The organism is Mycobacterium sp. IDUB_36 (genome assembly GCF_055419225.1).
In genome coordinates this window covers 2802818-2822592 of sequence record NZ_JBVAXH010000001.1, presented here as the reverse complement: position 1 = coordinate 2822592, position 19775 = coordinate 2802818, and the positions used below count along the sequence as shown (strand labels likewise).

Genomic DNA, 19775 nt, shown 5'->3' with positions numbered 1-19775 from the left:
CACGACGCAACACGCCGTTGACGCGTCGCCCCGTTCACTTTCGACCGTCAGGCAGCACGCCGCGCGGCGTCTATCGCCGCGTCGACGCGAGCGATCAGCGTGCCCTTGCGGTATCTGAGCAAGTCATTGCTCACCCGGATGATCACCCAGCCCAAGTCGCTCAGGGCGCTGTACCTGTCGATGTCACGTTCGCGCTGTTGCGCGCTCGTCCAATGTTGCGCGCCGTCGTACTCGATTCCGACGCGAAGGTCCTGGTAGCCCATATCGATGCGGGCGACGAATTCGCCGTATACGTCGCGCACCACGATCTGCGTCGTGGGCGGTGGTAGCCCCGCGTCGATCAACGCCAGGCGCGTCCATGTTTCCTGCGGCGACTCTGCACCGCCGTCGACAAGGGGCAGGATACGTCGAAGCCGCACCAGACCACGCGCTCCAGGATGCCTGGCGGCGACTGCCTCCACGTCGGAAGCCTTGACGTCCGTCGCATTGGCCAACGCATCGAGCAGTTGCACCGTCGCCAGGCGCGGGCCCGTCCGGCGACCGACGTCGAAAGCTGTTCGGGCCGCAGAGGTCACAGCGATCCCGCCGACGTACGTGAACTCGTCGGCCAGCAGCGTCTCGCTGCGCACTGTGATGCCTGCTGGTGGATGACGATTGTGGTGTATCAACTCGGCGTCCCGCCGCGGCTCCACCCACCTGGCGCCGAGCAATGCGGCTGCCGACGCTCCGGCCACGATCGCCCGCCGGCGCGACCACAACCACGCAGCCTCCGCGCGATGGACTGCCGTCAGATCGATGCCACCCGGCACGTACACGCCCGGGTAGATTGGGTCATACAGCGAACGCATTGCGCGCTCCGGCAACGCCTTCGCGGCCAGCGCCTCCTGCCCGAGAAACGGCCAGTCAATCTCTGCCATGCCGAGATGCTGCCAACATGCACCGACAAGGCCGCGATAGTGAACCGTGCGACGCGACACGCCGCATCGGCGTCGCGAGATTCACCCTCGGCGCAAGAGTTACAGACGCTCGATGATCGTGACGTTGGCGGTGCCGCCGCCTTCACACATCGTCTGCAGTCCATAGCGACCGCCGGTGCGCTCGAGCTCGTTGAGCATCGTCGTGAAAAGCTTTGCCCCGGTTGCACCCAACGGGTGGCCGAGCGCGATCGCGCCGCCGTTGGGGTTCACCTTTTCCGGGTCCGCCTTGATCTCCTTGAGCCAGGCCAGCACCACCGGCGCGAACGCCTCGTTGATCTCGACGGTGTCGATGTCGTCGATGGACAGTCCGGTCTTCTCCAACGCGTAGCGGGTGGCCGGGATCGGCCCGGTGAGCATGAACACCGGGTCGGCGGCGCGAGCGCTGATGTGATGGATGCGCGCCCGCGGAGTCAGGTTGTGGTCCTTGACCGCCTGCTCGGAGGCCAACAGCACGGCGCTGGCGCCGTCGGAGATCTGGCTGGCCATCGCGGCGGTCAGGCGGCCGCCCTCGACCAACGTCTTGAGCCCGGCCATCTTCTCCAGGGACGACTCCCGCGGACCTTCGTCCACCCGGAAGGGGCCGTGTTCGGTTTCGACGGTGATGATCTCGTTGTCGAAGTGGCCGCCGCGGATCGCGCCGAAGGCGCGCTCGTGACTGGTCAGCGCGTACCGCTCCATCTCCTCACGGGACAGGTTCCACTTCTCGGCGATCATCTCCGATCCGCGGAACTGCGAGATCTCCTGGTCACCGTAGCGGTGGAGCCACTGCTTGGACTCGTTGGTCGGTGACGTGAAGCCGAACTGCTCGCCGACGAGCATGGCCGACGAAATCGGGATCTGACTCATGTTCTGTACGCCACCCGCGACAATCACGTCCGCGGTGCCCGCCATGATCGCTTGGGCGCCAAAGGAAATGGCCTGTTGGCTCGAGCCGCACTGACGGTCGACGGTGACGCCGGGGACTTCTTCGGGGTAGCCGGCGGCCAACCACGAGAGCCGGGCGATGTTGCCGGCCTGCGGACCGATCGCGTCGACGCAGCCGGCGATCACGTCCTCGACGGCGGCGGGGTCGATGTCCACCCGGTCGAGCAGTCCACGCCACCCGAGCGCACCCAGGTCGACGGGATGCACCCCGGCGAGCGAGCCGTTGCGTTTGCCGACTGCGGTACGGACGGCATCGATGACGTAGGCCTGATTGGTTGGAGCCATGGTCTAACTTCCTTCTTTGGTAATTCCACCGAGGACGATCGCGAGATATTGCTGACCCACCTGCTGCGCGGTGAGCGGTCCGCCGGGCTGATACCAGCGGACCGACACCCAGGTGGTGTCACGAATGAATCGGTAAACCAGATCGACGTCGAGATCGGGACGCAGGTAACCCTCTTCGATGCCCTGATGCAGGACGTCGACCCACATCTTGCGTTGCTGCTTGTTCAGGTCCTCCAGGTAGGAGAACCGGGGCTGCGGCAGCAGCCGCTTGGCCTCGTCCTGGTAGATGACGACCTCGGCGTGGCGATGTTCGATGGCATCGAACGACGCCATGAACAGCCCCTTCAATCGCTCCAGCGAATTCGGTTGGGTGTCAACAATTTCCTGATACCGGGCGAACAACCAGTCCATGAACTTTCGCAGGACCTCGTCGACCATCTCCTCTTTGGAGGCGAAGTGGTGATACAGACTGCCGGAGAGAATGCCCGCGCTGTCGGCGATGTCGCGCACGGTGGTCGCGCGCAACCCGCGCTCGGCGAACATCGTCGCGGCGAGTTCCAGTAACTCGTCGCGTCGACTGTTCGGCTGAGGCAGTTGGGTCATGGATGCTGACTCGACACCGAAATCACTTCTCCAGTCAGATAACTGGAGTAGTCGCTGGCTAGGAACGCGATGGTCGAGGCGACCTCCCACGGCTCGGCGGCTCGGCCGAACGCCTCACCGGCCGACAGTTGGTCGAGCAGTTCGGGCGAGCTGGTCTTGTCGAGGAACTTGTGCCGCGCGATGCTCGGCGACACCGCGTTGATTCGCACGCCATAGTCGACGGCTTCGATTGCGCTGCAACGGGTCAGCGCCATCACTCCGGCCTTGGCCGCCGCGTAGTGCGACTGCGAGTGCTGCGCGCGCCAACCCAGTACACTGGCGTTGTTGACGATGACGCCGCCGTGGTCCGCGTCGCGGAAGTACCGCAGCGCCGCGCGCGTCGTGCGGAGCACCGACGTCAGCGTGACGTTGAGGACGCGATCCCATTCCTCGTCGGTGATGTCGACCACCGGGGTCTGGCCGCCGAGCCCGGCGTTGTTGACCAGGACGTCGAGTCGGCCGAGGCGCGCGGTAGTCGAAGAGATCAGCGCGTCGACCTGAGCGGTGGACGTGACGTCGCAGACCACGCTCTCCACCCGGCCGAGGCCCAGCGCGGTCAGCTCGTCGCGAGTCTCACCGAGCCGTCGTTCGTGGTGATCGGAGACAACCACGTCGGCACCTTCGACGAGGGCACGTCGAGCGGTCGCCGAGCCGATGCCGGTACCCGCCGCCGCCGTGACGACCACAACCTTGCCCTGCAGAAGTCCATGTCCGGCAACTTCTTTCGGCGCAACGGCCAGTGTCATCGAGCCTCCCTCGGTAGGCCGAGCACCCGCTCGGCGATGATGTTGCGCTGAATCTCGTTGGAGCCGCCGTAGATGGTGTCGGCGCGAGTGAACAGGTACAGCCGCTGCCACTCGTCGAACTCGCCACCCGACAGCACCAAACCCGCCTTGCCCCGGATGTCCATCGCGATCTCGCCGAGTTCACGATGCCAGTTGGCCCACAACAATTTCGACACGTTGTCCTGACCGGGCTGCTCGACGTCCATCGTCGCCAGGGCGTAGGACCGCATCGCCCGCAGGCCGGCCCAGGACCGGGTCAGCTGCTCGCGGATCAACGGATCATCTGATGCACCAGTTTGTTTGGCGAGATCGACAACGGATTCGAGTTCGCGTGCGTAGACGATCTGCTGACCGAGCGTCGACACACCACGCTCGAATGTCAGCGTTCCCATTGCCACCCGCCAGCCGTCACCGGGTTCACCGACCACCAGCTCGGCCTCGGTGCGCGCGTCGTCGAAGAACACCTCGTTGAATTCGGAGTCACCGGTCAACTGCACGATCGGACGGACATCCACGCCGGGCTGATCGAGCGGCACCAGCAGATACGACAGGCCCGCATGCCGCTTGGAGCCCTTCTCAGTGCGGGCCACCACGAAGCACCACTGCGCCCAGTGCGCCAGCGAAGTCCACACCTTCTGGCCGTTGATCACCCACTGGTCACCGTCGAGGACGGCGGTGGTCGAGACGTTGGCCAGGTCGCTGCCCGCGCCCGGCTCGGAATAGCCCTGCGACCACAATTCGGTGACGTCGAGAATGCGCGGCAGGAAACGCTGCTGCTGCTCCGCGGTGCCGTAGGCGATCAGCGTCGGACCGAGCAGTTCCTCACCGAAGTGGTTGATCTTGGCCGGCGCATTGGCAAGGGCGTATTCCTCGTAAAAGGCCACCCGATGCGCCACTGACAGGCCGCGGCCGCCATGCTTTTCCGGCCACCCCAGACAGGTCAGACCGGCCTTTGCGAGATGCTGGTTCCACGCCCGCCGCTCTTCGAACGCCTCGTGCTCGCGACCGGGACCGCCGAGCCCCTTGAGAGCGGCGAAATCGCCGACCAGGTTCTCGGCCAGCCAGTCGCGGACCTCGGCCCGGAACTTCTCGACGCCTTGCACCCTAGTAGGCTAACCTACCAAGCACTTGCTTTGTTAGCCCGGCAGCGAACTTCTCCTGCCAGCGGCGATAGCAATCAGCACCCTGAGGGAGTTCGATGTCGAGCCATCCGCAGACCATTCCTGCGGCGCTGGACCACATCGCGCGCGAACTCCCCGATCACGACGCGCTGGTCACCGCGGATCGGTCGCTCACCTTCAACGAACTGCGCGACGCGGTACGTCGGGCGGCGGCGGCGATGATCACTCTCGGCGTGACCCCCGGCGACCGGGTGGCCATCTGGTCGCCGAACACCTGGCACTGGGTGGTGGCCTGCCTGGCCACGCACTACAGCGGCGCCACCGTCGTGCCGCTGAACACCCGCTACACCGCGGCCGAGGCGGGCGACATCCTGTCCCGAACCAAGGCTCCGCTGCTGGTGGCCATGGGCGAATTTCTCGGCGCAGATCGCGTCGCGGACCTCGACCGCTCGGCACTCCCGGATCTACGGCACATCGTCCGGGTGCCCATCGACGGTGACGACGGCACGTGGGACGAGTTCGTCAGCCGGGGCACCGACCTGGCGGCGGCCGACGCCCGCGCTGCCGCCGTCCAGCCCGACGACATCTCCGACGTCCTGTTCACCTCCGGCACCACCGGCCGTAGCAAGGGCGTGCTGTGCGCACACCGGCAATCACTGGCCGGGTCGGCGTCGTGGGCGGCGTGCGGAAAAATCACCAGCGACGACCGCTACCTCTGCATCAACCCGTTCTTCCACAACTTCGGCTACAAGGCCGGCATCCTGGCCTGCCTGCAGACCGGAGCGACCCTGATCCCCCAACTCACGTTCGATGCCGAGCAGGCGTTGCGCGCGGTCACCGAACACCGGATCACCGTGCTGCCCGGGCCGCCAACGATCTACCAGACCCTGCTCGATCATCCGTCGCGTGGTGACTACGACCTGAGCTCGCTGCGGTTCGCAGTAACCGGTGCGGCAACGGTGCCCGTCGTGCTGATCGAAAGAATGCAGAGCGAGCTCGACTTCGACATCGTGCTGACGGCCTACGGCCTGACCGAGTCCAACGGGATGGGCACGATGTGCCGCGCCGACGACGACGCAGCCACCGTCGCCAACACCTGTGGCCGGCCGATCGCCGACTTCGAGTTGCGCATCGCCGAGAAGACCGGCGAGGTGCTGCTGCGCGGGCCCAACGTGATGCTCGGTTACCTCGACGATCCGGGAGCCACCGCTGCCGCCATCGACGACAAGGGCTGGCTGCACACCGGTGACATCGGAAAGCTAGATGCCGCAGGCAATCTCCAGATCACCGACCGGCTCAAGGACATGTACATCTGCGGCGGCTTCAACGTCTACCCCGCCGAAATCGAGCAGGTGCTGGCCCGGCTGGACGGCGTGCTGGATTGTGCGGTGATCGGGGTTCCCGACCAGCGACTCGGCGAAGTCGGGCGCGCTTACCTGGTCACACGGCCCGACGCCGGTCTCGACGAGACCTCGGTAATCGCTTATACCCGCCAATATTTGGCGAATTTCAAGGCCCCACGTTCGGTGAGATTTGTCGACGGGTTGCCCCGCAACGCGGGCGGCAAGGTGGTCAAACCACTACTGCGAGAGATGGCGTAATGGACCTGCATTATGACGACGAGACGCTGGCTTTTCAGCGTGAGGTGCGCGAGTTCCTGACTTCGCACCGCGACGCGTTTCCGACCCGGTCGTATGACACAGCGGAGGGTTTCGAACAGCATCGACGTTGGGACAGAATTCTTTTCGACGCTGGACTGTCGGTGATCACCTGGCCGGAGAAGTACGGCGGCCGAGACGCGAGCCTGCTGCAGTGGGTGGTCTACGAAGAAGAGTACTTCCGCGCCGGCGCGCCCGGCCGAGCCAGTGCCAACGGCACGTCGATGCTCGCTCCGACCTTGTTCGCGCACGGCACCGACGAGCAGCTCGATCGCATTCTGCCGAAAATGGCGAACGGCGAGGAGATCTGGGCACAGGCGTGGTCAGAGCCCGAATCGGGTAGCGACCTCGCCTCGTTGCGGTCGACCGCAACGCGCACCGACGGTGGCTGGCTGCTGAACGGTCAGAAGATCTGGAGCTCACGAGCACCGTTCGGCGACCGGGCATTTGGCTTGTTCCGGTCCGACCCGGAGGCCCAGCGACACAGCGGGCTGACCTACTTCATGTTCGACCTGCACGCGGACGGGGTCACGGTCCGGCCGATCGCCCAACTGGGTGGCGATACCGGCTTCGGCGAGATCTTCCTCGACGACGTCTTCGTGCCCGACGCGGACGTGATCGGCTCGGCGAACGACGGCTGGCGGGCGGCGATGAGCACGTCGAGCAACGAGCGTGGCATGTCGCTGCGTAGCCCGGCCCGGTTTCTGGCCTCCGCCGAACGGCTGGCCGAGGAGTGGAAAGCCAACGGCAACAGCTCTTTCGGTGACGAGGTGGCCGATGCGTGGATCAAAGCCCAGGCGTACCGATTGCACACTTTCGGCACCGTGACGCGGCTGGCGGGCGGCGGCGAACTGGGTGCCGAGTCGTCGGTCACCAAGGTGTTCTGGTCGGACCTGGATGTGGCGATCCATCAGACCGCACTGGAGATCCGCGGTGCCGACGGCGAACTGGCCGGCGGATGGACCGATGGGCTGCTGTTCGCTCTGGGTGGCCCGATCTACGCCGGCACCAACGAGATTCAGCGCAACATCATCGCCGAGCGGTTGCTGGGTCTGCCCCGGGAGAAGGCCAAATGAGATTCGACCTCGACGAGCAGCAGCGCGACTTCGCCGCCAGTATCGACGCGGCGCTGGCGGCCGCAGATCTGCCAGCTGCGGTGCGGGCCTGGGCCGGCGGCGACACCGGACCCGGTCGCAAGGTCTGGGCGCGGCTGGCCGACCTCGGGGTCACCGCGCTGGCGGTGCCGGAGCGATTCGACGGCATCGAGGCGCACCCGGTCGATCTGGTCATCGCGCTGGAACGACTCGGCCGCTGGGGCGTACCCGGTCCGGTGACCGAATCCATCGCGGTGGCACCGATATTGCTGGCCGATGACGAACGGAGTGCCGCGCTGGCCTCCGGTGAGCTGATCGCCACCGTCGCGCTACCACCGCAGGTGCCGCGCGCCACCGACGCCGACACCGCCGGCCTGACTCTGCTGGCCGACCTGGACGGGACGGTCCGCGAAGCGAGTGCGGGTGAGCAGCACGAATCGGTGGATCCGAGCCGCAAGTTGTTCGACGTCACCGCCGGGGACCCGACGTGGCAGGCCGATGTGATGCGGGCCTACGAATTCGGCGCGCTGGCCACGGCCGCCCAATTGATAGGGGCCGGACAGGCGCTGCTGGACGCGGCGGTCGACTACGCCAAGCAGCGAACGCAATTCGGTCGGGCCATCGGCTCGTACCAGGCGATCAAACACAAGCTGGCCGACGTGCACATCGCCCTCGAAATGGCCCGTCCGCTGGTGTTCGGCGCTGCCCTGTCGTTGGCTGACTCGTCACCCGATACGGCACGAGATGTCAGCGCCGCCAAGGCTTCCGCGTCCGATGCCGCACTGCTCGCCGCGCGATCGGCGTTACAGACCCACGGCGCGATCGGCTTCACCGCCGAACATGACCTGTCGCTCTGGCTGCTACGGGTGCAGGCTTTGCGGCCGGCCTGGGGTGACCCGGCCGCACACCGGCGACGGCTTCTGGAGGCACTGGCATGAGCTCTGACGAACGGGAACTGCTGCGCGAGACCGTTGCGGCGCTGGTAGCCAAGCACGCTTCCCCAGCGGCCGTGCGTGCGGCGATGGAGTCCGACCGCGGCTATGACGAGTCGCTGTGGCGGCTGCTGTGCGAACAGGTCGGCGCGGCGGCTCTGGTCGTGCCCGAGGAATTCGGCGGGGCCGGAGGCACTCTCGGCGACGCAGCCGTCGTCGTCGAAGAACTCGGCAAGAACCTGGTGCCCAGCCCCTTGCTCGGTACCACCCTGGCCGAACTTGCGTTGCTGGCCGCCGACGAACCTGACGCCGAGGCGCTGGGATCGCTCGCCGAAGGGACGACGATCGGCGCGGTGGTCTTCGACCCCGACTACGTGCTCAACGGCGACGTCGCCGACGTCGTCATCGCCGCGGCGGACGGCCGGCTGGACCGGTGGACCGACAACACCGTCGAGCCGATCACGTCGATGGACCCGACCCGCCGGCTGGCCGGGCTTCGGCCGGGAGCCGCGATGCCGCTGGGAGACGACCCGGGCCTGGCCGATGCCGCGGCGATCCTGCTGGCCGCCGAGCAGGTCGGTGCGGCCACCAGATGCCTCGAATTGACCGTCGCCTACACCAAGGAGCGCCAGCAGTTCGGCCGGGCGATTGGTAGCTTCCAGGCACTCAAGCACCGGATGGCTGACCTGTATGTCGCGGTGCAGGCAGCCGGCGCCGTGGTGAACGACGCCGCCGACGCGCCCTCTGCCACCTCGGCTGCCTTGGCGCGCGTCGCGGCCAGCGAGGCGTTCACCAAGGTCGCCGCCGAGGGCATTCAGCTGCACGGTGGAATCGCAATCACCTGGGAACACGATATGCAGCTGTATTTCAAACGCGCACATGGCAGTTCGCAACTTCTTGAGCCGCCGCGCGACGCCCTGCGCCGGCTGGAATCCGAGGTGTTCTCCGCCGACAACGACGCGGAGAGCCTGGCCCGATGAGGAGGAGCCGGGCTCATCGAGCCGGGCTCATCTAGCCTGAACCGTATGACCGATGGGGTCGCGCTACGCGCCGGGGTGCCGCCGTTCTACGTGATGGACGTGTGGCTGTCGGCTGCCGAGCGTCAGCGCAGCCACGGCGACCTGGTGAACCTGTCGGCGGGCCAGCCGAGCGCCGGTGCCCCCGAGCCGGTGCGCGCCGCGGCCATCGCCGCACTGAATCGCAACGAACTCGGCTACACCGTGGCGCTGGGCATTCCGGAGTTGCGTACCGCGATCGCGGCATCCTACGGCGACCGCTACGGCGTCGACGTCGACGTCGACGTCGACGATGTCGTGATCACCACGGGCTCGTCCGGCGGCTTCCTGTTGGCGTTCCTGTCCTGCTTCGACGTCGGCGACCGGGTGGCGGTCAGCAGCCCGGGCTATCCCTGCTACCGCAACATCCTGTCCGCGCTCGGGTGTGAAGTCGTGGTCTTGGAATGCGGCCCGGAAACTCGTTTCCAGCCCACCGCGCGGATGCTGGCCGAACTCGATCCGCCGGTGAAAGGCGTTGTGGTGGCCAGCCCGGCCAATCCGACCGGGACCGTCATTCCGCCCGAGGAGCTCACGGCGATCGCGGCCTGGTGCGACGAGACCGGCGTGCGACTGATCAGCGATGAGGTCTACCACGGGTTGGTGTACCAAGGCTCACCAGAAACCAGCTGCGCGTGGAGTACGTCGCGAAATACGTTCGTGGTCAACAGTTTCTCGAAATACTTCGCGATGACGGGATGGCGGCTCGGCTGGCTGCTGGTACCCGTCGAGCTGCGGCGCGCCGTGGACCGGCTCACCGGGAACTTCACCATCTGCCCACCCGTGCTGTCCCAGCGGGCCGCGGTCGAGGCGTTCACGCCGCAGTCGGTCCAGGAAGCCGAGAGCCACCTGCAGCACTACTCCGACAACCGCGCGGCGCTGCTCGATGGTTTGCGGCATATCGGCATCGACCGACTGGCGCCGACCGACGGAGCGTTCTACGTCTACGCCGACGTTTCGGATTTCACCGAAGATTCGATGGGGTTCTGTTCGAAGTTGTTGGCCGACACGGGAGTGGCGATCGCGCCCGGTATCGATTTCGACCCGGCGCGGGGCGGATCTTACGTGCGACTTTCGTTCGCGGGTCCGGGAAAGGACATCGAGGAGGCACTGCGGCGGATCGGAGGTTGGCTACCGCATCTCGGTTAGGGCGGGGCCGGCTTCACGACGTCGAATTCGTGCCTTCTGCCCGCATCGCTGTCAGGCCGAGACCGCGGCAATCCGGGCTTCGAGCACCGCGCGGTCTCCGGTGTCGGCCACATTGATCCCGAAGCGATCGATCAATGTGTCGACAACTGTTGCAGCATCAGGCAATTCAGTTTTCTCGGTGTCGCTGCCGCGGTGGATGGACAGGTTGCGGCCGGAGAGGTTGCATCGCCCGTCGGCGGTGACCAACGATGCCATCAGGGAGGTGACGAAGTGCGAGGACGGATGAGTCGAGACATACCAGCTACCCACCTGCAGGTCGATCGGCGGCGCCGTCTTGGTGGCGAACTCGTAGAGCGACTGCCACTCGCCGCGGATCTCGGCTTGCAGGACGACAGTGTCGTTACGGTTCTGCAGCCGATAGGGCTCATGTGCCGTCTGTTGGATGCTTCCGGTCTCCAACCGAAGCGGTGACGTCGGCGTCTGCCCACCGAAACCCACGTCGACGAGGAAGAGCTGCGGCGCGCGTGGCGGCGCCACCCCCAGCAGGGTGTGGGTCTGCGCCGGCACCGGCGAACCCGGCTGGGCCCCCCAGACCACCCGGGCGGCGAATCGTCGGACCCCGAAGCCCAATTCCTCGAGCACGTAACCCAGCAAGCCGTTGTGCTCGTAGCAGTAGCCGCCACGGCGCCGGTGAACCAGCTTGTCGACCAACGCCTCTGGACTCAAGTCGTCGACGGGCACACCCAGCAGCGGATCGAGGTTTTCGAACGCGATCGTACTGACATGCGCCGTGATCAACTCCTGCAGGACATCGAGGGTCGGATCCGCGTCGCCGCCGTAGCCGATCCGCGCGAAGTATGCGGCCAGATCCAGCGTCATGTAGGACATTGTGGACCAACGGTGATCGGTGCCCGCGACGCGGGCTGCCGCGCTACTCACCGGCGATGCAATGGCTTCAGACCCGGCGCAATGGTCGCCGGGTTAGCATCCGGACATGGCCTTGGAGATCTCCGACCGCGAGCGGGATGCGCTGGCCGACCTCGCCCAGTTTCCGCTGATGGCCGCCATGACGGGACGTAGGTCGCGCCGATTTCCGGTCGGCGGGCGGATTCCGAGCGGGGCACTGGCCTACACCAGTCGCCGGCCGGTTCAGCCCCTGTCGGAAGTCGAACGGGCTCTGCTGATCTCGGTCACCGGCGGAGTGACAGGATGGAACTTCGGGATCACCCACCACCCGGGTTACGCGCCGGCGTTGCCCAACTACTCGGGAAGCGCCACCGGCCGGACGTTTCCGTCCGCGGCCGGATTTCACACGAGTCAGTTGTTCTTCACCGACGACACCGGTACCTATCTGCTGCCCAGCCGTGACGAGGCGCCGCGGCAGTTCGACAGCATCGAAGCGTGGATCAGCCACACCGCCGAGTCGTACGTGCGGATCTCGGATGCCCGCCTCGAGCTGCCTCGTGAAGAGCCGTACATGGAGGGCCACAACACCTGGATCGGCAATCATCCGGGCAGCCTGCTGGCGTTCCCGGCGGCCGACCTCGCCGAGCACCTGATGGAGAACCTGTGGTTCTTCGCGGCCAACGGTTACCTGATCACCGACGACATCCATGGTCGCAATATCGCCGGCTTGGAACAGTTTTCGTCACTGTCGCACGCCGACGACCCCTTACCCCTGTCGTTCGTCGAGCAGTACACCATCACCGAGGCCAGCGCCGAGCTGGCGATCGCCGCCAACAACGGGGTGTTGGCGCTCCAGGCGATGGGTCTGGGCGGCTGGACGTACGACGGTCTCGACCGGTTGTCGGTACTGGGCGGCTCGGGCGATCCGCGCGCACCCGGACTCGGCTTCGTCGCTGACCATGACGACCGCTGGCCTTTCCCCAATGTCACCGGGTTGCCCGGATACTTCGAGACGCTCAGCCCACCGCATGTGCCGTCGATCGAGGCCGGCGTCGAAAAGCTGGTAGCGCGAAAGTTCGCTCCCGGTGGACCCTTTCACCCCGACACACCGGGTCCATGGGCGAACAATGCGAAGGTGCGCGGCTCGGCATTACCGCCGGAAGGCATCCAAGAGGTGGTGGTCGCCGAAGCCTCCTACATCTACGACACGTTCGGCAAGCTGCCCGGCACAATGCCGACCGTGCACGTGCTGATGTATTTGCAGGCACAGCATCTCGACACCGACTTCTACGACGAGCTGTTCGGTCCCGGTGCTTACCTGGGTACTCATGCAGAGCACCAGGCCCACTGGCATTAGACCGGGGTGCCCCGGACGAGACTGGTTCCCACGGGTGCATAGCGGTCCGGATCGGCGATCTCCCAGTCCGAACGCCAACTCGGCGGCGCGTGGTTGAGCAGTTCACCGGGCTCGAGCCATTCGTAAAGCTCGGCGTAGGACCGTTGTTCGGTCGGCGATATCCGCTTGCGGAGCATCTGCGGATTGAGCATCGACAGATCCGCGACACCCATCGAAGCCATCATCCGCATTGCCTGCGCGACGGTGGCACGTTGGTAGTTGTACACGCGCTCGCTCTTGTCGGCGACGACGAGGGCGCGGGCCCGACGCGGGTCTTGGGTTGCCACGCCGACCGGGCAGTGGTTGGTGTGGCAGCGCTGGGATTGGATACAGCCGGTCGCCATCATCATCGACCGCGCCGAGTTGGTGTAGTCGGCGCCCTGGATCAGTCGCTTGACGATGTCGTTGCCGGAGGCGACTTTCCCGCCGGCGCCGATCTTTATGCGGTCCCGTAACCCGGTGCCTGTCAACGCGTTGTGCACGATCATCAGTCCATCGGTGAGCGGAAGACCGATGTTGTCCTCGTATTCCAGCGGTGCGGCAGCGGTACCGCCCTCTGCGCCGTCGACGACGATGAAATCGGGCGTCACATTTTCGGCCAACATTGCTTTGCAGGTCGCCAGCACATCGATCCTCGAACCAACGCAGAGCTTGAATCCGACCGGCTTTCCGTCGGCCAAATCGCGCAAGTGCGCCACGAACCGGATCAGTTCACGCGGTGTGCTGAACGCCGAGTGCGCGGCGGGGCTGACGCATTTCTCACCGACCGGCACTCCCCGGTACTCGGCGATCTCCTTGGTGACCTTGGCCGCCGGTAACACACCGCCGATGCCGGGTTTGGCACCCTGGCTCAGCTTGATCGAGATGCACTTGACCCGAGGATCAACGGCCTTGGCCGCAAAGATCTCTGGGTCGAATCGTCCATCCTTCGTGCGGGCCCCGAAGTAACCCGAGCCGAGTTCCCAGATCACGTCGGCGCCGCCCAGGTGGTAGGGAGTCAGCCCGCCCTCGCCGGTGTCATGGGCGAACCGACCCTTGCGGGCACCGTTGTTCAAGGCGCGCAGCGCATTGGCGGACAACGCGCCGAAACTCATTGCGGAGACATTCATCAGGGCCATGTCATAGGGCTGCGTGCAATCCGGTCCCCCGACCCGAACCCGGAACGGCTCCGCGGGCGGTTCCAGCGGCCGCGCCGAATGCACCAGGTACTCGTAGCCGATCTGATCGATGTCGCGCTCGGTTCCGAAGGCGAGCTCGGCGGCGGTGCCCTTCGAACGTTCGTAGATCAGCGACCGGACGTCGCGGTCGAACGGGCGGCCATCGAAGTTGCGCTCGATGAAGTACTGCTGCAGCTCCGGACGCAGGGCCTCCAACAGGAACCGCATGTGTCCCAGGATCGGATAGTTGCGCAACAGGGAATGTCGACGCTGGACAAGATCGTAGATCCCGAGCGCGGCCAAGATCCCGACCAGCGCTGCGGGGATCCAGTAGGTCCACACCACGACGACCGCCGCAACCGCCGACGCCACCGCGAGGACGGCCAGCATCGCGACCACCGCAAAACGGACCAACGCAGCCTGCCTCTCGCGAAACACTGTTTCGCTGAGCGTAGCGGTAGCAAAAAAAATCTGGGACGTCAGTAGTTGATCCGAAAGCCACCGATCAACGTGACGGTGTTGCCATCCGGGTCGGTCAGCGTCGACAGGCGCACACCCTTGTTGGCCTCGACGATCTCACCGGGCCGCAACCCCCGCTGTCGCAACTGCTCGATGTGCTCTTCGAGGTCCTGGACGGCAAAGTTGACGAACGACGAACCGGCGCAATCCTCTTCGGCGAACACCTGGACCCACGCACCCGGCACCACCTGCCACTCCACCAGCGTGGGCATCGGGTTGTTGTCGGGCGCCCGTCCGAACAGCAATTCGTACCAGCGAGAGCTTGCGCCCAGGTCAGTTACCGGTACTGCCGCCAAGACATGTTCGATTGACATGTTTCTCCTCTCTGTGGCCTGCTGGGACAGACCCGCTGCGGGGCCCGAACTCATCGCAGCGCCGGCGCGTTCATTCCGACCGCGCAGCCCGGCACAGCAGCGTCTGGCCAAAGTTACTCAGTGCCAACATGTCTGGCGTGCGCCCGGCCGGCCGGCGGGCCCAGGTTTAGGAAATCCCGGGTCGGGCATCCGCTGTGCATGATGTTGCGGCCTTTTTGATGACCATTGCCCCCCAGAAGATCGTCATCACCGGAGCATCAGGCAACGTCGGGACCGGCGTGCTGCGAGCGCTCACCAGAGCGCTGCCGGATAGCGAAATCGTCGGAATCTGCCGTCGACCGCCGTCTGGAGATCCGGCCGGCGGGGCGGTGACCTGGCACCGTGTCGACCTGTCCGCATGCAGCGCGGTTGACGACCTAGCCCCCGCGATGCAGGGCGCCGACGTCGTCATCCATCTCGCGCTGGCCCTCAGGCCACCCGAAGACGAAGATTATCTCTCCCGGGTCAACGTGGCAGGAACCGGCGCGGTACTCACCGCGATGGCCACCGCTGGTGTCCAGCAGTTGATCTACGCCTCCAGTCTCGGCGTATACGCGCCGGGCGCAACGGATCCGGTCACCGAAGATTGGCCGTGCAGCGGTCAACCCACCTCGGCCTACAGCCGCGACAAAGTCGCCGCCGAAAAGCTGGTGGACGCGTTCGCGCAGGCGCATCCGGAGGTCGCGGTCGCGCGGTTCCGTCCCACTCTGGTGGTGCAGCGTGAATCGGCGTGGGAAGTCCAGACGCTGTACCTGGGCCCCTTCGTGCCACGCGCTGTGCTGAAACTCCTGCGCCGACGGGTGCTGCCCGTCGTGCCGTTGCCGGCCGGGATCGCCCTACAGTTCGTCCACGCCGACGACGTCGGTGAAGCGGTGGTGCGCATGGTGCAGACCCGGGCTACCGGTGCTTTCAACCTGGCCGCCGACATCTTGGACGCTCGCGCGCTGGCCGGACTGGTCGGTGGCCGTCCGATCGAGGTGAATCCGCGAATCGTGCGCAGGGTCGTCACCGCCCTGCACTCGATCCACGCGGTCGCCGTCACACCCGGTTGGTATGACGTCGCGATGAATTCGCCGACGATGGACATCTCTTGTGCGCGCGATGAATTGGGTTGGTCGCCGACTCGATCGTCGACGGTGAGCGCGAAGGAATTGATCGATGGCCTGGCCGACGGTGCGTCGGGCTCCAGCGCGGCAATGGGCGCCAGACAAGACGACCGGTCGGGATTTCGCCGGGCGTCAGACCAGATCCACGACAGCAGTCTGCTGCTCTGGACCACGGCGGCAGTACTCCGGGCCGCGGGCGTCGGCCGGGCGGGACTGACGGATGCTGCGTTCGTTGCCGCCAATGTCGTCGGTGGCACCCCGGCGGCACTGGAGCGATTGGTGACCCGACGACGTGACCCGGTCGCACTTCTTGCGCCGATTGCGGTGGTCGCCGCCATCGCGACCACGATTCGCGGCGGGTGGTCCTCAGTCGCCTCCGTCGCCATCCTCAACCTGTTCGCCGCATCCGAGCGAAGGAGGGCGAACACACCTACGGAGCAACATGATCCGCGTGGCTCCGGTTACGTTCGACGAGAAGGCAACTGATGATGGATACCGAACTCCGCACCGAGCAGACCACCCAGGTCGTCGTCGTGACCGGAGCCTCGAGCGGGATCGGCAAAGAGACCGCGTTGCTGTTCGCCGGCCGCCACGCCCGGCTCTGTCTCGGCTCACGGTCCGAAGCTGCCCTCGATCTGGTCGCCGAGGAGTGCTTGGCGGCGGGTGCGGCCGATGTCGTCGTTGTGCCCATTGACATCGCCGAGGCAGACCAAGTCCAGAAGCTGTTCGACATCACGCTTGCGAAATTCGGCCGAATCGACGTCGTCGCTCAGTGCGCGGCACTGACCGTCTTCGGGCGCTTCGAAGATCTGCCGGTCGACGTTTTCGATACCGTGGTGCGGACGAATCTCATCGGCGCCGTGAACGTCGCCCGGTCGTCGCTGGCGCACTTCCACGAGCGCGGGCAGGGCCACCTGGTGCTGCTCGGGTCGCTACTCGGGCAGGCCGCGATGCCCTACCAATCGGCCTATGTGGTCAGCAAGTTCGGCGTGCACGGCCTGGTCCGAGCCTTGCGGCAGGAGAACAGTCACCTGCCGGGTGTCAAAGTCCACGGGGTCTATCCCGGTCCGGTGGACACCGCGATGTCCAGCAACGCCGCCAACTATTTCGGCCATCCGGCGCACGTCCCGCCGACCGCCGTGGGACCGATCACCGTCGCCGCCGCGATCGTCCGCGCGACGACCCGCGGGAGTTCGACCGAGCGACATGTCGGATGGCTCAACCGTCCGATGATGATGGCGTACAGCCTTTTTCCGTCGCTCTTCGACGCCTTCGCCGGGCAGTTGACCCGCGCGGTCCTGTTCACCGGAGAGGTCACCGGCATCGCCGAAGGCAATGTCTCGATCTCGACGGCAGGCCCACCCGTAGTTCAGTAGCCGCGCTACAGCCAGGTGTCCTGGGTGGTCGCGGTCAGGAACGCCTCCAAGTCGTCACGCCACTGCGCCGGCCTGGTCTTGTCCGGCTCGATGCCGGTGTAGTCGCCGCGATAGAACAGCAGCGGCCGCGGCTTGATCTGCGGCACTTCGGACAGCGACTGCACCGACCCGAAGACCACGAAATGGTCGCCGCCATCATGCACTGAAGCGACTGTGCAATCGATGAAGGCGAGCGATCCGTCGATGATCGGGGAACCGAGTTCCGATGCATGCCAATCGATGCCGGCGAACTTGTCCGGCTCTCTCGAACCGAAGCGCGCCGAGACGTGCTGCTGGCTCTCGGTCAGCACGTTGACGCAGAATTTCCCGCTCGCCTCGATGGCCTGCCAGGACCGCGACACTTTGGTCGGACAGAACAGCACCAGCGGCGGATCCAGCGACAGCGCCGCGAAAGACTGGCAGGCAAAACCCACCGGGACGTCGTCGTGAATCGTGGTGATGATCGTGATGCCGGTGCAGAACTGGCCCAGCACACTGCGAAACGCGCGGGCGTCGATCTGCCCGGACATTACTTGAAGCCGACGCTGAAGTCGTGACCCCACAGGCTGATTGCGGTGCTCTCCCGGGCGACCCAGTCGGCGTCGTCGACTTGCCTTCCTTCACAGCCGAATTCGATGTCGAACCCGCCTGGAGTCTTCATGTAGAAGGACAGCATCAGGTCGTTGACGTGGCGGCCCAGGGTGGCCGACATCGGCACCTTGCGGCGCAGCGCACGATCCAGGCACAAGCCGACGTCGTCGGCCTCGCCGACCTCGATCATCAGGTGCACGATGCCACTGGAGGTCTCACCCGGCATGAACGCCAGGCTGTGGTGACGTGGGTTGCAGCCCAGGAAACGCAGCCAGGCCGGCGCCCCGTCGGCGGGACGACCCACGACCTGAGGCGGCAGACGCATCGAGTCGCGGAGCGAGAAGCCGAGCACGTCACGGTAAAAATGCAGCGTCTCGACGTCGTCACGGGTGGTCAGCACCACGTGGCCCAGACCCTGCTCGCCGGTGACGAACTTGTGGCCGTACGGATTCACGACCCGGCGATGCTCGAGCGCCGCGCCGTGGAAAACCTCGAGGCCGTTGCCGGAGGGGTCGGTGAACCTGATCATCTCGTCGACGCGGCGATCGGCCAGCTCGGCGGCGGTGGCCTCCTTGTATGGAGTGCCCTCGACATCGAGCCGGTTGCGGATCTCTTGCAAGCCTTCGGCATTGGCGCATTCCCAGCCGGCTTCGGAGAGCCGGTCGTGTTCACCCGGCACGATGACCAGGCGCGCGGGGAAGTCGTCCATCCGCAGATAGAGCGCGCCCTCGGTGCTGCCCTTGCCCTCGATCATGCCGAGGACCTTCAGGCCGTAATCGCGCCAGGCCTGCATGTCGGTGGCCTCGATGCGCAGGTAACCCAGGGAACGGATGCTCATCACAGACCTCCCAGGAAGTCGATGGTCAGCTTGTTGAATTCATCGAACTTCTCCACCTGCGCCCAGTGGCCGCACTGGCCGAACACGTGCAGCTGGGCCCGGGGGATGGTCTTGAGCGCCACCAGCGCACCGTCGATCGGGTTCACCCTGTCCTCGCGGCCCCAGATCAGCAACACCGGCTGACGGAGTTTGTACACTTCGCGCCACATCATGCCGAGCTCGAAGTCGGCGCCGGAGAACGACATTCCCATCGCGCGGGTGGCCGTCAACGACTCCGGCGTGGAGGCGAGCTCGAAGCGCTGGTCGATCAGTTCCGGGGTGATCAGCTTCTGGTTGAACACCATGACCCGCAGAAAGGCTTCCAGGTTTTCCCGGGTCGGCTTGACGGAGAACTTGCCGAGCCTTTTGACACCTTCGGTGGGGTCGGGGGCGAACAGGTTGACGCTCAGGCCACCGGGGCCCATCAGCACCAGCTTGCCGGCTTTGTCCGGGTAGTCCAGCGCAAACCGGACCGCCGTACCGCCGCCCAGCGAATTGCCCACCAGCGGAACGCGTTCCAGACCCAAGTGGTCGAACAGGCCCTTGAGCGCCCGCGCCGCGTAATGGTTGAACTGCCCGTGCTCGGCCCGCTTGTCGGAGTGACCGTAGCCGGGCTGGTCGACCGCAAGCACGTGAAAATGCTCCGCCAGCACCGGGATGTTGCGCGAGAAGTTCGTCCAGCTTGCCGCGCCGGGCCCACCGCCGTGCAGCAGCACGATCGTCTGTTCGTTTCCGACGCCGGCCTCGTGGTAGTGCAGCTTCAGCGGGCCGTCGACGTCGACCTCGACGAACCGGGAGGTGGACTGGAAAGTGAGCTCTTCGGTCGTCGTCATCGC

At 65.8% G+C, this 19775-nt stretch carries 19 protein-coding genes; 8 read left to right on the top strand and 11 right to left on the bottom strand.

Annotated elements, in window-relative coordinates; all coding sequences use genetic code 11:
• Positions 1–47 precede the first annotated feature (47 nt).
• The 5 genes from ACZYW1_RS13925 to ipdE1 form a co-directional block, all read right to left on the bottom strand.
• A complete protein-coding gene (locus tag ACZYW1_RS13925) occupies positions 48–917 on the bottom strand; it encodes an endonuclease domain-containing protein (RefSeq protein WP_463786608.1) in 870 nt (289 codons plus the stop codon).
• A gap of 99 nt (positions 918–1016) precedes the next feature.
• The gene (gene fadA6, locus ACZYW1_RS13920; RefSeq protein ID WP_463786607.1) at positions 1017–2186 is read right to left on the bottom strand and encodes a steroid 3-ketoacyl-CoA thiolase FadA6; all 1170 of its coding nucleotides are present in this window, start codon (positions 2184–2186) and stop codon (positions 1017–1019) included.
• 3 nt (positions 2187–2189) lie between these two features.
• On the bottom strand, positions 2190–2789 hold the full coding sequence (gene kstR2, locus ACZYW1_RS13915; protein ID WP_463786605.1) for a TetR family transcriptional regulator KstR2: 600 nt from the start codon (positions 2787–2789) through the stop codon (positions 2190–2192).
• Positions 2786–3574, bottom strand: coding sequence for a (5R,7aS)-5-hydroxy-7a-methyl-1-oxo-2,3,5,6,7,7a-hexahydro-1H-indene-carboxyl-CoA reductase (ipdF, locus tag ACZYW1_RS13910; RefSeq protein WP_463786603.1), 789 nt, complete (start codon positions 3572–3574; stop codon positions 2786–2788). The genes kstR2 and ipdF overlap by 4 nt, the downstream gene beginning before the upstream one ends.
• Positions 3571–4716, bottom strand: coding sequence for an acyl-CoA dehydrogenase IpdE1 (ipdE1, locus tag ACZYW1_RS13905; protein WP_463786600.1), 1146 nt, complete (start codon positions 4714–4716; stop codon positions 3571–3573). Before ipdE1 ends, ipdF begins: the two co-directional genes overlap by 4 nt.
• 95 nt (positions 4717–4811) lie before the next feature.
• Between ipdE1 and fadD3 the strand changes: the two genes are divergently transcribed.
• Genes fadD3 through ACZYW1_RS13880 form a run of 5 tightly spaced genes read left to right on the top strand, consistent with a single transcriptional unit; the run spans position 4812 to position 10619 of the window.
• Positions 4812–6335, top strand: coding sequence for a 3-((3aS,4S,7aS)-7a-methyl-1,5-dioxo-octahydro-1H-inden-4-yl)propanoate--CoA ligase FadD3 (gene fadD3 / locus ACZYW1_RS13900; protein ID WP_463786598.1), 1524 nt, complete (start codon positions 4812–4814; stop codon positions 6333–6335).
• Complete coding sequence (locus ACZYW1_RS13895) at positions 6335–7468, top strand: acyl-CoA dehydrogenase family protein (RefSeq protein ID WP_463786596.1); 1134 nt, start codon at positions 6335–6337, stop codon at positions 7466–7468. The genes fadD3 and ACZYW1_RS13895 overlap by 1 nt, the downstream gene beginning before the upstream one ends.
• Complete coding sequence (locus ACZYW1_RS13890; RefSeq protein WP_463786594.1) at positions 7465–8424, top strand: acyl-CoA dehydrogenase family protein; 960 nt, start codon at positions 7465–7467, stop codon at positions 8422–8424. Before ACZYW1_RS13895 ends, ACZYW1_RS13890 begins: the two co-directional genes overlap by 4 nt.
• Positions 8421–9398, top strand: a complete 978-nt coding sequence (gene ipdE2 / locus ACZYW1_RS13885; protein ID WP_463786592.1) for an acyl-CoA dehydrogenase IpdE2 — start codon at positions 8421–8423, stop codon at positions 9396–9398. Before ACZYW1_RS13890 ends, ipdE2 begins: the two co-directional genes overlap by 4 nt.
• A gap of 45 nt (positions 9399–9443) precedes the next feature.
• Complete coding sequence (locus ACZYW1_RS13880; RefSeq protein WP_463786590.1) at positions 9444–10619, top strand: pyridoxal phosphate-dependent aminotransferase; 1176 nt, start codon at positions 9444–9446, stop codon at positions 10617–10619.
• Between the two features lie 51 nt (positions 10620–10670).
• On the opposite strand, the gene ACZYW1_RS13875 is transcribed toward ACZYW1_RS13880, so the two are convergent.
• Positions 10671–11498: an arylamine N-acetyltransferase family protein gene (locus tag ACZYW1_RS13875; protein WP_463786588.1), complete on the bottom strand. Its 828-nt coding sequence runs from the start codon at positions 11496–11498 to the stop codon at positions 10671–10673.
• Between the two features lie 115 nt (positions 11499–11613).
• On the opposite strand from ACZYW1_RS13875, the gene ACZYW1_RS13870 reads away from it, so the two are divergent.
• Complete coding sequence (locus ACZYW1_RS13870; RefSeq protein WP_463786586.1) at positions 11614–12882, top strand: hypothetical protein; 1269 nt, start codon at positions 11614–11616, stop codon at positions 12880–12882.
• Here ACZYW1_RS13870 and ACZYW1_RS13865 read toward each other — a convergent pair.
• Together ACZYW1_RS13865 and ACZYW1_RS13860 are read right to left on the bottom strand one after the other, a co-directional pair.
• Positions 12879–14492 (bottom strand): FMN-binding glutamate synthase family protein, encoded by a 1614-nt coding sequence (locus ACZYW1_RS13865; RefSeq protein WP_463787828.1) that lies wholly within the window; start codon positions 14490–14492, stop codon positions 12879–12881. The two genes, ACZYW1_RS13870 and ACZYW1_RS13865, sit on opposite strands and share 4 nt — an antisense overlap.
• A 65-nt stretch (positions 14493–14557) precedes the next feature.
• Positions 14558–14911, bottom strand: a complete 354-nt coding sequence (locus ACZYW1_RS13860) for a VOC family protein (protein ID WP_463786585.1) — start codon at positions 14909–14911, stop codon at positions 14558–14560.
• A 218-nt stretch (positions 14912–15129) separates the two neighbouring features.
• Between ACZYW1_RS13860 and ACZYW1_RS13855 the strand changes: the two genes are divergently transcribed.
• Both ACZYW1_RS13855 and ACZYW1_RS13850 read left to right on the top strand, forming a co-directional pair.
• A complete protein-coding gene (locus ACZYW1_RS13855; RefSeq protein ID WP_463786584.1) occupies positions 15130–16542 on the top strand; it encodes an NAD-dependent epimerase/dehydratase family protein in 1413 nt (470 codons plus the stop codon).
• A 2-nt stretch (positions 16543–16544) separates the two neighbouring features.
• Positions 16545–17432, top strand: a complete 888-nt coding sequence (locus tag ACZYW1_RS13850; RefSeq protein WP_463786582.1) for an SDR family NAD(P)-dependent oxidoreductase — start codon at positions 16545–16547, stop codon at positions 17430–17432.
• 5 nt (positions 17433–17437) lie between these two features.
• Here ACZYW1_RS13850 and hsaB read toward each other — a convergent pair whose 3' ends face one another.
• Genes hsaB through hsaD form a run of 3 tightly spaced genes read right to left on the bottom strand, consistent with a single transcriptional unit; the run spans position 17438 to position 19772 of the window.
• Entirely contained in the window at positions 17438–18001 is a 564-nt protein-coding gene (hsaB, locus tag ACZYW1_RS13845; protein ID WP_463786581.1) for a 3-hydroxy-9,10-secoandrosta-1,3,5(10)-triene-9,17-dione monooxygenase reductase subunit, read from the bottom strand.
• Positions 18001–18900 carry an iron-dependent extradiol dioxygenase HsaC gene (gene hsaC, locus ACZYW1_RS13840; RefSeq protein ID WP_463786579.1) on the bottom strand — a complete coding sequence of 300 codons (900 nt, stop codon included), beginning with the start codon at positions 18898–18900 and terminating at the stop codon, positions 18001–18003. Before hsaC ends, hsaB begins: the two co-directional genes overlap by 1 nt.
• The gene (hsaD, locus tag ACZYW1_RS13835; protein ID WP_463786578.1) at positions 18900–19772 is read right to left on the bottom strand and encodes a 4,5:9,10-diseco-3-hydroxy-5,9,17-trioxoandrosta-1(10),2-diene-4-oate hydrolase; all 873 of its coding nucleotides are present in this window, start codon (positions 19770–19772) and stop codon (positions 18900–18902) included. Before hsaD ends, hsaC begins: the two co-directional genes overlap by 1 nt.
• Positions 19773–19775: the final 3 nt, after the last annotated feature.